The organism is Exiguobacterium sp. SH0S7, assembly GCF_004337195.1.
GTDB lineage: Bacteria > Bacillota > Bacilli > Exiguobacteriales > Exiguobacteriaceae > Exiguobacterium > Exiguobacterium aurantiacum_A.
Window position 1 is genome coordinate 484,321 of sequence record NZ_SJVA01000002.1, and the last position, 14,738, is coordinate 499,058.

Below are 14,738 nucleotides of genomic sequence, written 5' to 3' on the forward strand. Positions count from 1 at the left end.
ATTATTATTAACTGATAAGAATCGAGGACTTAACATATGTGGAAAAATCGGAACGTCTGGATCATCTTGACCGGGGAGTTCGTCGCCGGTCTCGGGCTTTGGCTCGGTATCATCGGCAATTTGGAGTTCATGCAGGAGAAAGTGCCGTCCGACTTCATCAAGGCGCTCATCCTCGCCGGGGGGCTGCTCGCAGGCGTCGCCATCGGACCGCTCGCCGGTCGTCTCACCGATCAGGGCTCCAAAAAGAAAATCATGCTCATCTCGAGCATCGTCCGGGCGCTGAGCGTTCTCTTCATGTTCGTCGCCATCGAGACGGGAAGCGTGCTTTGGATGGTCGTCTTCCTCGTCTTCTTGCAAGGGTCGGCCGCGTTTTACTTCCCGGCGCTCCAAGCAGCCATCCCGCTCATCGTCAAAGAACGCGAGCTGCTCGCCTTGAACGGGGTCCATATGAACGTGTCGACATTATCACGCGTCATCGGAACGGCGATCGCCGGGATTCTGCTCACGCTCATCTCACTTCGGGACGTCTATGCGCTCTCGCTCGTCGCCTATTTGTTGCTCGCCGTCGCGACGTGGTTCTTGAACATCGACGAGACGACGACACCGTCCGCCCGAAAAGTCGATACGAAGTCGTCAGGCGGATTCAAGGACGTCTTCCCGATCATCAAGTCGATCCCGGTCATCTTCATGACGCTCGTCATGACGCTCATCCCGCTCCTCTTCATCGGCGGGTTCAACTTGCTCGTCATCAACATTAGCGAGCTGCAAGATTCGACCGCGATCAAAGGCTGGATTTATACGGCGGAAGGGATCGCCTTCATGGTCGGCGCGTTCGTCATCAAACGGATCGGTGAGAAGTTCTCCGTATTCTCAATCTTGTTCACGTTCTCGTTTTTGATCGGGATCGCTCAGCTCATGCTGTACTTCGCCGACATCCCAGTCGTCTCGATCGCGGCGTTCGTCTTGTTCGGCTTCTCGGTCGGTTGTTTCTTCCCGACCGCGGTGACGATTTTCCAGACGCGGATGCCGAAAGACTATCACGGGCGCTTCTTCTCATTCCGGAACATGCTCGACCGCATCGTCTTCCAAGTCGTGTTGCTCGTCACCGGCTTCTTCCTCGACTTGATCGGTCTGCAGCTCATGGTCGTCTTGTTCGGGGTAAGTTCGATCGCGATGACCGCTTCCTTCCTCGTCTATACGCGGAAACACAAGCTTTATATCGAAACGGACGAGACCGAACGGATCTCGTCCTAACAAAACAAGCGCTGACCGAATTCGGTCAGCGCTTGTTCATGTCCTCGATGTCACGCCACCACGTGTTTGTATCGTTGCGTCCGTCGAGCGTGATCCGTTCCCCGATCATCGGAGTAAGTACGTGTTCTTGCGGCAACAACTGCGTCATCTGTTCGGCCGGGTCGTACCAGGCGTGGAACGATAGCGTGAACGCGCCCCAATGGATCGGCAACATCTTATCGGCCCGCACGTCGCGGAACGCCTGAGCCGTCTCTCGTGGCTGCATGTGCACATCCGGCCAACGCTCATCGTATTGCCCGCATTCGAGTGCCGCGAAATCGAACGGTCCGTACTCGTCCCCGATGTCTTTAAAGTGAGGACCGTAACCGCCGTCGCCGCTAAAGAACAAGCGGTCCGTCTCACCGATGACGACCCATGACGCCCAAAGCGTCGCATTGCGGTCGGTGAGCGATCGACCGGAGAAGTGACGGGCCGGTGTACAGACGAACGTCCACGTCCCGAACTGATACGTATCGCCCCAATCGCGTTCGATAATGCGTTCGGACCCGACGCCCCAACGTTTCAAATGGCTGCCGACGCCGAGCGGGACGATGAACATGGCGACTTTGCCTTTGATCGCTTGAATCGTCGCATAGTCCAAATGGTCGTAATGGTCATGCGTCAGCAAGACGACGTCGATTGACGGCAAATCGTCGAGCTCGAACGGCAAGTCCTCGCTGAACCGTTCATTCTTCGCGAACGGGAGCGGTGACGGGCTTCGGCCGAACATCGGGTCGACGAGCATCGTCTTGCCGTCCATTTGGACGAGCATCGCTGAATGGCCGAGCCAATAGATGCGGGTGAAGCTCGAGCCAAGTGTCTCGGTTAAGTCGATCGGGACGACCGGCAACCGAACGCTCGGCTTCCGGAGCGAGTCCGGATGCAAAAATTCTTTCGACATCGAGATCATATCATCGCTTGAAAACCGCATCGGTGTCTCAAGCTGATTGCGGAACTTGCCGTTGACAAGATTCGGCGACTGGAGCGCTTTTGGCTTGCGTCCGAGCGGTTTATATTGTGTGAGTGCTGTACCCGTCACAGCAGCCAAACCCATCAATGAAACGAGTAATGATTTTTTCAAAAGTATCCTCTCCTCTACTGCTTATTATACGGCAACATGCCGGATTCCCCTGTTTTTGAATACGCAAAAAAGGACGACAACGCGTCGCCCTCAAGATTTTTGCAAAATTTTAATATCGTTGACGATCTCCTCGATCGGTACGTCTTGGAACCCTTGGTACGCCTTGATGATTTTCCCGTCTTGGTCGACGAGATAGAACCATGTCGCGTGATCGACTTGCGTGCCTTCGTCGGGCTTGCGGACGAGCGCCTTGAAGTTCTGTTGCGCGAACGCCTCGATCTCGTCTTGCGAATAGCCGGTCAAGAACTGCCAGTCGGCTTCTGCCAAATCGTATCCGGACATGAACTGTTTGATCTTATCCGGTGTGTCGACGTTCGGGTCGACACTGAACGACACGAACTGGACGTCCTCGACACCTTCTTCAACGAGCGCTTCATTTAGCTTCGTCATGTTGTATGTCATCGGCGGACAGACGGTCTCACAGTTCGTGAACACGAAGTCGGCCATCCATACTTTCCCTTTCAAGTCGTCGAGACTGACCATCTCTTCATCCTGATTCATATAATCGAACGATTCGATCTCCCAGTTGAGCGGGTCTTCAATCTCATTGCCGCAAGCGGTGAGCACAATGAGTAAACTGACTAGCCCGATCAGCATCCATTTTTTCAAACGTTCCATCCCCTTACTTGTCCGTTTTTATGTTGAGCATTAATAGCGTGATGAGTGTGAACGCCGTGAGCGCGAGGAACGGGATCGTCACGAAGCCGAACCAGTTGATGTACTGCACGTTACACGGCACACCTTCGACACACGGTTTGATGTCGGCAAAACCGGGTACTTTTTGCACTAGATAATGGTAAAGTGAAATCATACCGCCGACGATTGCTAGCGACAATACATATTTCTTCACTTGACGATCGTTCGTGAATACAGCTATACCGAGCACGAAGACGAGTGGGTACATGAAGATACGTTGGATCCAGCACAGTTCGCACGGGACGAATTCGCGGATCTCACTGAAATATAAACTGCCGAGCGTCGCCGTGAGCGCGACGAGCCAAGCGAGATACAAGCCGTAGCGGCTCAGGAACGACTGCTTCATGGTGCCCCTTGTTCAATCAACCGTTCGATCGCCTCATAGTCGAACGGGTCTTCTAGCATGACGCCGTTGATCATGATCGATGGCGTGAACTGGACCTCGTATTCTTTGACGAGTCCGTCATCTAGACTCACCTGTTCGAGCACGCTCGAGTTTTCATTCAAGTCGTCTTCGAACTTCGCCATGTCGACCGACGTCGTCTCGCCTGCGATCTGCTTCAACCGCTCGACAGTGACCCACGCCTCGTCGTGCTGCTGGCTCGCTGGTTGCGCGTCATAGAGTGCCTTATGGAAGTCCCAGAACGCATCCGGGTCTTGCTTATAGACCGATTCTGAAGCGAGTGACGCCAAAATCGACTCTTGTCCGTGGAACAAGACGTTGATATAGCTGAAGCTCGCGTCGCCCGTATCGATATAGTCCGCCTTTAGTTGCGGATAGATCGTCTCGCCCCATTGTTTACAAGACGGACATTTGTAGTCCCCGAACTCGACAATCGAGACCGGTGCGTCCGCTTCCCCGAGCGTCGGTTGCCCGTCCGTCGGCACGTGCTCGTTCGTAGCCGGCGCCGCCGTCTCTGCCTGCTCGGCCGGTCGGTTCAAGAGAACGACCACGACCGCGATGAGTGCGACCGCGATGAGCGTCCCGACGACCAATGTTTGATTTTGTTTCATTCGTCTCACCTCTATTTTTATCGATTCGTCTTTCATTATAGCGAAAGCGCTATCCGATTCCACGAAATCGACTTGTTTAATACTGACTTTGCTTTAAGTCGTCCACATTTTGACGATGAATAAAGTGGATGTCTATTGTAGGAGGAATACTTCATGAAATCGTTTTCGATGCGCCTCGGGTTAATCTTGGGGCTCAGCATTGCCAGTCTCGTCTTTATTCTAACACTCGCTTTAACGTATACGATCAGCGAGCGGTCGGCCGCGTCGCTTGAACGAGAAATCGGGGAACGTCTATCGACGACATCGCATCAGCTCGTCGATAAACTCGACTTTTATATGTGGTCGCGCTATCAGGAAGTCCAATTGCTTCAAGGACTCGACGCCTTGACCGAACCGCGCGAAAGAAGGGTCCTTCTCGATGAAGTCCAAACGAACATCCCTGCTTTCTCGTGGATAGGTGTGACCGATGCGTCTGGGACTGTTACCGCCTCGACGGACGGGATTTTAGAAGGGATGTCGATCGCCGAACGTCCCGTCTTCTCGGAAGCGCAACAACAACCGTTCATCGGGGACGTCCACGAGGCCGTTCTCCTCGCTGAAAAGCTCCCAAATCCGAGTGGAGAACCTCTCCAATTCGTCGACATCAGCGTCCCGATCATGCGCGACGGTGAGTTTAAAGGCGTCTTGGCGACCCACCTGAGCTGGGAATGGGGAGATGAGATGCTCCAACACTTTAACCGCACGTTGCATCATCACTCGGACTATACCGACATGTTCGTCGTCAGCGGACGTGACAACACCGTGTTGCTCGGTCCCGATCATCTCGTCGGGACACCGCTGCCGACGACGTTCAATGACGGCTGGCACGTCGAGACGTGGGAAGATGGAAAGTCATACTTGACCGGTGTCGCTATCGGGGAAGGTTACGACGACTACGCTGGCCTCGGCTGGAGTGTCGTCGTCCGGCAACCGGTCGACGTGGCGTTCGCCCCCGTCACGTCGCTGCAAAACAACATCTTATGGATCGGTCTCGTCGCTTCGATCGTGACCGCCCTGCTCGGTTGGCTGCTCGCCTTGTTTGTGACGCGGCCATTGCAAAAAATCACCGAGACAGCGACGCTCATGAAGCAAGGGAAAGTGAAAACGTTCCCTCATCAGTCCGGTATCCGTGAGATCGAATCGCTCGCGTTCGCCCTTGAGTCACTCGTCACGTCGCTGACCAATTCAGAGACAGAACGGATCCGCTTCGAATCACTCGCCAACCACGATGTATTGACCGGTCTCGCCAACCGGACGGCGCTCCGTCAGTACTTGAATGACGCACAACTGACAACGAACGACTACGTCTGTTTCTATATCGACCTTGACGGCTTTAAAGCAGTCAACGATACGTACGGGCACGCGTCGGGCGACGAAGTGTTGGTCGAGATTGCCGACCGGCTGAAGCAACTGCCTCTCGAAGGGCTGTACCCGGTCCGATTGAGCGGAGATGAGTTCTTCCTTCTGTTCGAACGAAACAACCGAAGTGACCGCGACGTCCAGCAGATCGGGGAAGATGTCATCGCCGCGTTGTCCGCGCCCGTATCGTTTGACGGCGGGACGGCTGCTGTCGGTGTGAGTATCGGCGCTGCGCTCTGGCGTTCGAACACGCCGCCGCATCTTGCCATCGAACGGGCCGACCAAGCGCTCTACCGCTCGAAAGCGAGCGGCAAGAACCAGATCACGCTCGATGAATCGCTGATCGCATAAGAAAGGTCCATGTCACTTGCGACATGGACCTGTTTTTTACGCTTCGAACAACAACTGTTCTGGGTCTTCGATCATATCTTTGATGTGTTTGAGGAACGTCACGGCCTCACGGCCATCGACGATGCGGTGGTCGTATGAGAGCGCCACGTACATCATCGGACGGTTCTCAATCGTCTCGGCGTCGATCGCGATCGGACGAAGTTGGATCGTGTGCATCCCGAGGATGGCGACTTGCGGTCCGTTCAAGATCGGTGTCGATAAGAGTGAACCGAACACGCCGCCGTTCGTAATCGTGAACGTGCCGCCAGTCAGGTCGCTAAGCCCGAGCTTATTGTTGCGTGCCTTGTCGGCGAGATGGATGATATCCTTCTCGATCTCCCCAAAGTTTTTACGGTCCGCTTCCCGGACGACCGGGACGACGAGTCCGTCCGGTGCCGATACGGCGATGCCGATGTCGTAATATTTCTTCAAGACGATCTCGTTGCCTTGAATTTCAGCGTTCAAATACGGCATCCGTTTCAGAGCCGCGACGGCCGCTTTCGTGAAGAACGACATGAAGCCGAGTTTGACGTCGTTATCTTTAATGAACTTCTCTTGGCGACGTTTCCGGAGCGCCATGACCGCTGTCATGTCGATCTCGTTGAACGTCGTGAGCATCGCCGCCGTCTGTTGGACTTCGACGAGACGGCTCGCGATCGTTTGACGACGACGCGTCATCTTGATGCGCTCTTCATCTTTGCCGCTCGCGACCGGTTGTGGCGCCGCAGCCGGTGCTTTCGGTGCTTCTGGCTTTGGAGCCGGTGTTGCGTCATGGTTCGACACGTCATGGACGTTGATGCGGCCGATCGGGTCGTTCGTCTGAACGGCCGAGAGATCGATGCCTTTCTCACGAGCGAGCTTGCGTGCCGCCGGTGTCGCGATCGGGCCTTTACCTGGGCTTGCCACGTGCTCTTCACGACGCTCGACTTTTTTCGCTTCGCCGACTTTTTCTGTTTTCGTCTCGGCTGGAGCCGGAGCAGCTTCTGTCGCCGCTTCTGTCTTCGTCTTCGTCGCGACGGCTGTGCCGCCTGATGAACCTGAACTTAAGCGGGCGATGACTTGACCGACTTGGACCGTGTCGCCTTCCCCGGCGAGTTGTTCTTCTAACGTTCCTGACTCATCGGCCGGCACTTCGATATTGACTTTGTCTGTCTCGAGCTCGACGATGGCCTCCCCTTTTTCAACGTGGTCGCCTGGCTGCTTGAGCCAAGACGCGACCGTTCCTTCCGTAATGGACTCTGCTAATTCCGGTACTTTAATTTCGATCACAATGAGTTCCCCCTTAACTTATTTACGATCTTTTTGGTATGTGCTCGCTCCAGCCGCACTTGAGACGGCGTCACGGGATAAGGCTTCACGAATGATGCGTGCTTGTTCTTGTTTGTGTGCTGTCGGATTTCCTTCAGCCGGGCTTGACCGGCGACGGCGACCGATGTAACGGACGTTCAGACGGTTCGATGTCACCGCTTCAAGACGCGGCTCGATGTATGTCCAAGCTCCCATGTTTTTCGGTTCTTCTTGTACCCAGACGATTTCTTTGGCGTTCGGGTAGCGACTGATGACGTCGCGAATCTCACGGACAGGGAACGGATAGATTTCTTCGACGCGGATGATGTGGAGGAAGTCGAGTGACTCCTCTGACTTCATCGTCGCTTCTTGCAGATCGATCGCCATCTTCCCTGAACAGAAGACGAGGCGTTCGACTTTGTCCGGCTGTTCGCCGAGACCCGGTTGTTCGACGATCGGACAGAAGCTACCATCTGACAACTCTTCGACCGTTGAGGCTGCAAGCGGATGACGAAGCAGGCTCTTCGGTGTCATGATGATCATCGGTCGGATTTTTTCAGTGCCGAGCATCTTCGCCTGACGACGCAAGATGTGGAAGTATTGGGCAGCCGTCGACAAATTAGCGACCGTCCAGTTCTTTTCTCCGGCGAGCGTCAAATAACGTTCCATCCGCGCGCTCGAGTGCTCCGGACCTTGTCCTTCATAACCGTGCGGCAACAGCATGACGAGACCCGATTTTTGGCCCCATTTCGCACGACCGGCCGAGATGAACTGGTCGAACATGACTTGGGCCGAGTTGGCGAAGTCACCGTACTGCGCTTCCCACAACACGAGCGTATCTTGTGCGAACACGTTATAGCCGTATTCAAAACCGAGGACCGAGCCTTCCGAGAGCGGGCTGTTATGCACCGTAAACGAGGCTTTCGCCGTCGACAACTCGTGGAGCGGCGAGAATTTCTTGCCGGTCTCGACATCGTTCAACATGATGTTACGCTGCGCGAACGTCCCGCGCTCTGAATCTTGACCGCTCAACCGGATCGGTGTCCCGTCCGAGATGATCGAGGCGTAGGCGAGCGTCTCGGCATGGCCCCAGTCGATCTTCCCGTTGTCCCCGAACGCGTCACGACGACGGTCGAGTACTTTTTGAAGCTTATGGAACACGCCGAACCCCTCAGGCCATACGAGAAGCTCATCGTTCAACTGCTGTAACAAGTCGCGTTCGACTGCCGTATCGACGTACGGGAATCCTTTATGGACCGCTTCCGGCAAGACGATGTCGGCATCTTCTTCCTCAGCCGGGACGAGGTCGCGCGCTGACTTCAAGCGATCTTCAATCGATTGCTCGATCTTCGCTTTGTCTTCTTTCGTCATGACACCTTCAGCTTCGAGAAGATCAGCATAGACGTGACGGACCGATTGATGTTCTTTGATCGCTTTATACAGAACCGGGTTCGTGTTCATCGGCTCATCCATCTCGTTGTGCCCATAGCGGCGGTAGCCGACCAAGTCGACAAGGATATCTTTATGGAACTTGGCACGATATTCGCTACACAATTTCGCGACGGCGACACACGCTTCCGGGTCGTCGGCGTTGACGTGGAAGACCGGGATTTCGTAGCCTTTGGCGATATCACTCGCATAACGTGTCGAGCGCGAGTCGCTCGGGTCCGTCGTGAAACCAATCGTATTGTTGGCGATGACGTGGACGGTCCCGGCTGTGCGGTAGCCCGTCAAGTTCGTCATGTTGAGCGTCTCGGCGACGATGCCTTGGCCTGGGAACGCTGCGTCCCCGTGGATCAAGATCGAAGCAGCCTTGTCATCGTGTTGGACCGCCATCCCTTTTGCAGAGCGGTCGTCTTGGGCGGCACGCGTGTAACCTTCGACGATCGAGCCGACGAATTCAAGGTGGCTCGGGTTGTTGGCGAGGTTCAAGCGGACTTCTTTCTTCTCATCTAACACGCGGCGGTCGAGTCCAAGATGGTATTTCACGTCACCCGACCAGCCGAAGTTGATGCCGATCGAACCTTCTGACGGAATGAGTTCTTTGTTTGGTGCGTGCTGGAACTCGGCAAAGATCATTTCGTACGGTTTACCGAGCACATGGGCGAGGACGTTCAAACGTCCACGGTGTGCCATCCCGATGTTGATATGTTCCGAACCGCTCGAGATGAGCCGTCCGACCATCGCGTCAAGGAGTGGGACCATGCTGTCGAGTCCTTCGATCGAGAAACGTTTTTGTCCGACGTACGTCTTATGAAGGAACGATTCGAACAGTTCCGTCTCGGCTAAACGCTCGAACAATTCGAGTCTCTCTTCTTTTGAATACGCGGCTTTCAATGCACCTTGCTCGATGCGGCGGCGAATCCAGCGCTTCTCTTCCATATCATCCAAGTGGCGCAACTCGATGGCGACCGTCCCTGTATAGACGTCAAGTAAATGACGGACGAGTTCAAGTGCGTTCGCGCCGGGCTTCGGCACGTCTTCTGACAGCAAGTGTGCCGGGATCTGCTCGAGGTCTGACTCGTTCAACCCGTAACGGTCGAACGAAAACAACCCGTGCTCACGCGGATGGTCTTTGAGCGGATAAATATCAGCCGCTTTATGACCGAGCGCCCGGATGTCGTTGACGAGCCGTGTCGCTGCCACGACTTTTTCCAAATCAAATGAAGCGACCGGTGCGACCGGTACCGCTTGATCGGGTGAACCGTTCTCATCAAAGTAACGACGCGTCTCCGCATCGACCGATTCTCTGTCTTCCAAATATTGCTCGTACAATTCAACGATGTAGCCTAAGTTTGGACCATAAAATGTTTGCGATTGCTCGCGACCGTTCGACGACTCTCCCATTGAATAAATCCCCCTGTCCGTTCCTATGCGCCCAATGTGTGAACGCTTTCATTTTTTAAGGCCGCGCGAATCAGTTCATCCAGCTGATTCAGGCCGTGAAAAGAGCCAAATCTTGCCTCTTACTCTCTTCTTCATACTACACCTTTCCAGGTCGAAAGACCCTTTCAAATTCACAATTCGTCCATACTAATTCAATAAGTTTTACTTATCGACTAATTGTGAAACTTGTCGTTTGATTCAATTGTTTCAAAAAAAGGTGAAACCTTCTTTCAGTCTTGTCGTATACAATGTTAGCAAGATTGGAAATAAATCTCAACGAAAGCAAGGTGACAACATGTTATCCGTCCAAAATGTCCACAAAAAACTGGGCCAGACGAACGTTCTGACCAACGTCAGCTTCGAAGTCACACCCGGCGAAATCTTTGGCTTCCTCGGTCCGAACGGTGCCGGAAAGACGACGACAATCCGTATCATCACCGGTCTAATGCCGGCAACGCACGGCTCCGTTACCGTCGACGGGTTCGACGTATCGACCGACCGCCAAGAGGCGCTCAGTCGCATCGGCGCCATCGTCGAAAACCCTGCGTTCTACCCTTACTTGACCGGTCGAGAAAATTTGATCCACGCCAAGAACTTGATCCCCAATTTGAAAAAAGTCGACTTGAACGCCCTCGGGGCACTCGTCGGGCTCGAATCGAAGCTCGACATGAAAGTCAAACAGTACTCGCTCGGGATGAAGCAGCGGCTCGGGATCGCCCGTGCGCTCCTCCACAATCCGAAAGTGCTCATTCTCGATGAGCCGACGAACGGGCTCGACCCGGCCGGCATCGCCGACCTGCGCAACTACTTACGGCACCTCGCCGAGCACCGCGGCATCGCCATCTTGATCTCGAGCCACTTACTTAGTGAGATGGAACTGATCACGGACCGGTTCGCAATCATCGACCACGGTCAAATCAAATCGGTCCAAGACGGGACGACGCGTGAAGAAGGCGTCATTCTATGTAAAGTATCACGCGAGCAGATGAACGAGGCGCTCGACGTGGCCGCCATGCTGTTTGACGATGTGAAAATCGTTCAGCAATCGGCTGAGACGTTCCTCGTCCCCCGCCCTGAGACGGATATCCCGGTTCTGTTGAAACGACTCATCAATCAAGACATCAACGTCTTCCAAATCGGGATGAAGTACGAGACGCTCGAGGATCAATTCCTCAAAGTGACGAAGAAAGAAGGAGGAACGAACAATGCGTTCATTACTAGCCAATGAGTTTATGAAATGGCGGCGCACGATCAAGCCGCTGATCGCCCTCGGCATGTATACCGGGATTATCATTTTAACGTACGTCATCGTCACGAGTGGAAACGAGTCGGGAGATGCGACAACGTTCGTCAACTATGCCACGATGGCCGCGATGACATTCCTCGGTATCTTCACGATCGTGTTCACCGCTGAGATGATCGGGAATGAACTGAAGTTCGACACGTTGAAACACTTGCTCATGAGTCCGTACTCCCGTGACCGGATCTTGCTGTCGAAACTCGTTGCCGCAATCCTGATCATGCTCGCTCAGTTCGTGTTCATCCTCGCCGTGACGTACGGCTTCGCTTTGACGCTTGACGGGAACTTGACGTTCGAGCAGTTCCGTAACGTCCTACTCAGCGTGTCGAGCGGCGTGTTCGTCATCTTCTTGACGCTCATGTTCTCGGTCGTCTTCAAATCGGTCGGTGTCGTCATTGGGTTCACCGTGCTCGCAAACTTCGTCTCGACGATGATCGGCGGCCTCCTCATCGCATGGAAGCCGGCCATTGCTAAATGGATCGTCTTTTTGCACACGGACTTGTCTATCTATTACCAAAGCCCTGGCTTCATGGAGACGATGGACGTGACAATTTGGTTCTCAGCGTTTTACGTATTGATCCATATTATCGCCTTCTATATCATCACGGCGTTCATGTTCCGCAGCAAGACGTTTGCGGAATAAATCCGCACCTATCACTCTAGAAATGTGATAAAAGCCTCTGATTGTTGGACACACAATCCCAACATTTCAGAGGCTTTTTGTATCGAATTTCGGCTATGCTAAAGATATGAAGAAATGATGAAGGAAGTGACATGATGTATCTCACAATTGGATTATCGCTAGTCGTCTGTTTGATCGCCCTCGTCTTCACGATCATGGTCGGTCTCGGAAAAGACAAATCAGACTATAGCCAAAAGAAAAGCTGGTCGCTGGTGTCTTGGACGTATATCGTCCTATTCCCGGTCGCATTCGTGGCGCTCGGACTGCTATACTATTTCATCACTCGATGACTCGTTCATCGAGTTTTTTTGTGGTACGTTTTTGTTAATGGAAAAGAGGTGGCCCTTTGAGTCGATTCGAGAAATTATACCCCGTATTCATACTTCTATCTGTTGTGACTGGTCTCGCGTTCGGGACGATCGAGGCGCTGCGTCGAGTCGCGGACGGTGCGATCGTTCCATTGCTCATGGCGATGCTATTCTTTACGTTCATTCAAATCCCGTTCGCCCAAATCCGGCATTCGTTTTCAAACCGCACGTTCACGATCACGAGTCTCGTCCTTAACTTCGTCTGGACACCCGTATTCGCATTTGCACTTGCGAGCTTCTTCTTGTCCGACCACCCGGCGCTTTGGATCGGGTTCATCATGCTCATGGTCACGCCATGCACCGATTGGTATATCGTCTTCACCGGTCTCGCGAAAGGCGATGTCGTCGCTTCGCTCAGCATCTTGCCGCTCAACCTTATACTTCAACTCGCGCTGTTACCGGTCTATCTTTATGTTTTGACAGGGACGTCGAGCGTGATCTCAGTTTCGGTGTTCCTACATAGTCTAGCCGTTTTAGCGATCCCGCTCGGCTCAGCGATTGGACTGAGGTACTTTCTTGCCAAGTCGAACCAGTTGCGGCTGCTCGAACGGGTCAGTTTATGGCCAATCATCTTGTTGAGTCTCGCCGTCATGTCGATCTTTGCCTCACAAGGGCGGCTCTTGATCGAGCACGTCTCGATTCTCGGATTGTTAATTGTACCGTTGCTGTTATTTTTCATCGTCAATTTTGCCATAAGCCGCCGTGTCGGCAAGAAACTGTTGCGTGAAGACGCGGCCGTGACGAGTCTACAAATGACGACGCTCGCGCGGAATTCACCGATCGCGCTCGCCATTGCGACGACCGCATTCCCGAACGAGCCGCTCATCGCCCTCGTCTTGGTCATCGGGCCGTTGATCGAATTGCCGGTGCTCGTCGCCGCTTCCTTCATGATCCGGCGACTAAATCGAGCCGAACGTCGACTCGGTTAGCGCACGAGCGTCGGTTTGACGGCGAACGAGGCGGCGAGGATGCCGATGACCGGGAAGACGAGCGAATACCATATGATCGACTCGTAGTTGCCGAATAGATCGTAGGCGATCCCGAACGGCAACGGTCCGACCGCCGAGCCAAGTACCATGACCGACGTCGCCAGGCCGCTGATGCTGCCGAGCGCAGCCCGACCGAAGTAGTACGGCCAAACATAGTTTAAGGCGATACGCTCAAAGCCGTTACTGATGCCCCAGATCACCCCGAACAGCATCGCGATTGAGAACGTTGACGTATATTGCAGGATGATCATAAAGATGATCTCGGTCACGAAGATGCCAATCAATACATAATTGATTTTCACGACATCGATGATCCGTCCCGCGATGAACGTCACCGGGAAGCCGAGGATCGCCATCAAGCTCAAAACGATCGCGGCCGTCACCGGTGGTAGGCTCTGCTCTTCAAAAATTGAGATCAAGTGGAACGTGATCGCTGTGTTGACGAGCGCCGGGATGCCGATGCACGACAAGATCAGCCAAAAAGCACGTGTCTTGAGCGCTTCTTGGAACGTGAAATCGACATCGATATGAATCGGTGTCGTCGTCGATTTATTGCTCGGATGAGGATTCGTCCCTCCGTCCGGCAACAGTCCGATGTCTTCTGGGCGGTTGCGGACGAAACGATAAGCGAGCGGTGTGAACAAGACGAGCACGAGCAGTCCCCATACTTGCCACGTCATTTGCCAACCGATCAAACCAACGAGCCAGACGTTGAGCGGCGGAAAGACGGCCGAGCTCAAGAACCCTCCGATTGCCATATAGCTGAGCGCCTGGCCACGTTTCGTGATGAACCACTGCGGGACGAGCGTGTTCGGGATGAGCGTCATCGACCCTTGCCCGAACAGGCGGAGCATCCAGATCCCGAAGAAGAGCATCGTCAAGTTCGTGACGTAACTGTTGAACAGACAAGCGACCGCCAGCAATATCGAGGCGATGACCATCATCGCCCGTTGCCCGAAGCGGTCGATCAATCGACCGACGAAAAATAAACAGGCGGCCGAGGCGAGCGTCGCGGCCGAATAAACGCTTGATACTTCAGAGCGCGACCAGCCAAAGTCGGTTATGTATTGGTCGATAAAAACTGAGATAAAGTACGTCTGACCGGGACCCGAGAAAAATACACCGAGGCCCGCGATCATGACCATATACCATCCGTAGTAGGATGGTTTTCGAAGACCTTTCATGTTTTCTGCCCCTTTCGTTATGTAAAATAAAGCGTTCAATCCTCATCTTACAAGAATTGAACGTTTTTTTCTGCGTTTTATTTTTTTCTTTCCGCTCGCTTGGCAAACCG

General features: G+C 53.8%; 13 protein-coding genes. 6 read left to right on the forward strand and 7 right to left on the reverse strand.

All coding sequences use genetic code 11. From position 1 onward, the window contains the following. Positions 1-36: 36 nt before the first annotated feature. The gene (locus tag EVJ22_RS06145) at positions 37-1,254 is read left to right on the forward strand and encodes an MFS transporter (RefSeq protein ID WP_071399289.1); all 1,218 of its coding nucleotides are present in this window, start codon (positions 37-39) and stop codon (positions 1,252-1,254) included. Between the two features lie 25 nt (positions 1,255-1,279). Here the strand turns inward: EVJ22_RS06145 and EVJ22_RS06150 are convergent, their stop codons facing one another. The 4 genes from EVJ22_RS06150 to EVJ22_RS06165 form a co-directional block, all read right to left on the reverse strand. Next, on the reverse strand, positions 1,280-2,374 hold the full coding sequence (locus EVJ22_RS06150; protein ID WP_233589618.1) for an MBL fold metallo-hydrolase: 1,095 nt from the start codon (positions 2,372-2,374) through the stop codon (positions 1,280-1,282). Between the two features lie 90 nt (positions 2,375-2,464). Next, positions 2,465-3,052 carry an SCO family protein gene (locus EVJ22_RS06155; protein WP_131443503.1) on the reverse strand — a complete coding sequence of 196 codons (588 nt, stop codon included), beginning with the start codon at positions 3,050-3,052 and terminating at the stop codon, positions 2,465-2,467. Positions 3,053-3,056: 4 nt separating this feature from the next. After that, entirely contained in the window at positions 3,057-3,476 is a 420-nt protein-coding gene (locus tag EVJ22_RS06160) for a disulfide oxidoreductase (RefSeq protein ID WP_131443504.1), read from the reverse strand. Next, positions 3,473-4,144, reverse strand: coding sequence for a DsbA family protein (locus EVJ22_RS06165; RefSeq protein ID WP_071399286.1), 672 nt, complete (start codon positions 4,142-4,144; stop codon positions 3,473-3,475). Before EVJ22_RS06165 ends, EVJ22_RS06160 begins: the two co-directional genes overlap by 4 nt. 153 nt (positions 4,145-4,297) lie before the next feature. On the opposite strand from EVJ22_RS06165, the gene EVJ22_RS06170 reads away from it, so the two are divergent. After that, entirely contained in the window at positions 4,298-5,893 is a 1,596-nt protein-coding gene (locus EVJ22_RS06170; protein ID WP_071399285.1) for a sensor domain-containing diguanylate cyclase, read from the forward strand. 36 nt (positions 5,894-5,929) lie between these two features. Here the strand turns inward: EVJ22_RS06170 and odhB are convergent, their stop codons facing one another. Further along, on the reverse strand, positions 5,930-7,201 hold the full coding sequence (gene odhB / locus EVJ22_RS06175) for a 2-oxoglutarate dehydrogenase complex dihydrolipoyllysine-residue succinyltransferase (protein ID WP_131443505.1): 1,272 nt from the start codon (positions 7,199-7,201) through the stop codon (positions 5,930-5,932). 18 nt (positions 7,202-7,219) lie between these two features. Further along, entirely contained in the window at positions 7,220-10,066 is a 2,847-nt protein-coding gene (locus EVJ22_RS06180) for a 2-oxoglutarate dehydrogenase E1 component (protein ID WP_131443506.1), read from the reverse strand. Positions 10,067-10,400: 334 nt separating this feature from the next. Here EVJ22_RS06180 and EVJ22_RS06185 point away from each other — a divergent pair, with 334 nt between their 5' ends. The 4 genes from EVJ22_RS06185 to EVJ22_RS06200 all read left to right on the forward strand — a co-directional run bounded on the left by EVJ22_RS06185 (position 10,401) and on the right by EVJ22_RS06200 (position 13,384). Then, positions 10,401-11,333 (forward strand): ABC transporter ATP-binding protein, encoded by a 933-nt coding sequence (locus tag EVJ22_RS06185; protein WP_071399282.1) that lies wholly within the window; start codon positions 10,401-10,403, stop codon positions 11,331-11,333. After that, the gene (locus EVJ22_RS06190; RefSeq protein ID WP_070327797.1) at positions 11,311-12,048 is read left to right on the forward strand and encodes an ABC transporter permease; all 738 of its coding nucleotides are present in this window, start codon (positions 11,311-11,313) and stop codon (positions 12,046-12,048) included. The genes EVJ22_RS06185 and EVJ22_RS06190 overlap by 23 nt, the downstream gene beginning before the upstream one ends. A 134-nt stretch (positions 12,049-12,182) precedes the next feature. Beyond that, entirely contained in the window at positions 12,183-12,377 is a 195-nt protein-coding gene (locus EVJ22_RS06195) for a hypothetical protein (protein WP_233589619.1), read from the forward strand. Positions 12,378-12,481: 104 nt separating this feature from the next. After that, a complete protein-coding gene (locus EVJ22_RS06200; RefSeq protein WP_131443547.1) occupies positions 12,482-13,384 on the forward strand; it encodes an arsenic resistance protein in 903 nt (300 codons plus the stop codon). Here EVJ22_RS06200 and EVJ22_RS06205 read toward each other — a convergent pair. Continuing rightward, the gene (locus EVJ22_RS06205; protein WP_199749312.1) at positions 13,381-14,628 is read right to left on the reverse strand and encodes an MFS transporter; all 1,248 of its coding nucleotides are present in this window, start codon (positions 14,626-14,628) and stop codon (positions 13,381-13,383) included. The two genes, EVJ22_RS06200 and EVJ22_RS06205, sit on opposite strands and share 4 nt — an antisense overlap. Between the last annotated feature and the right edge of the window lie 110 nt (positions 14,629-14,738).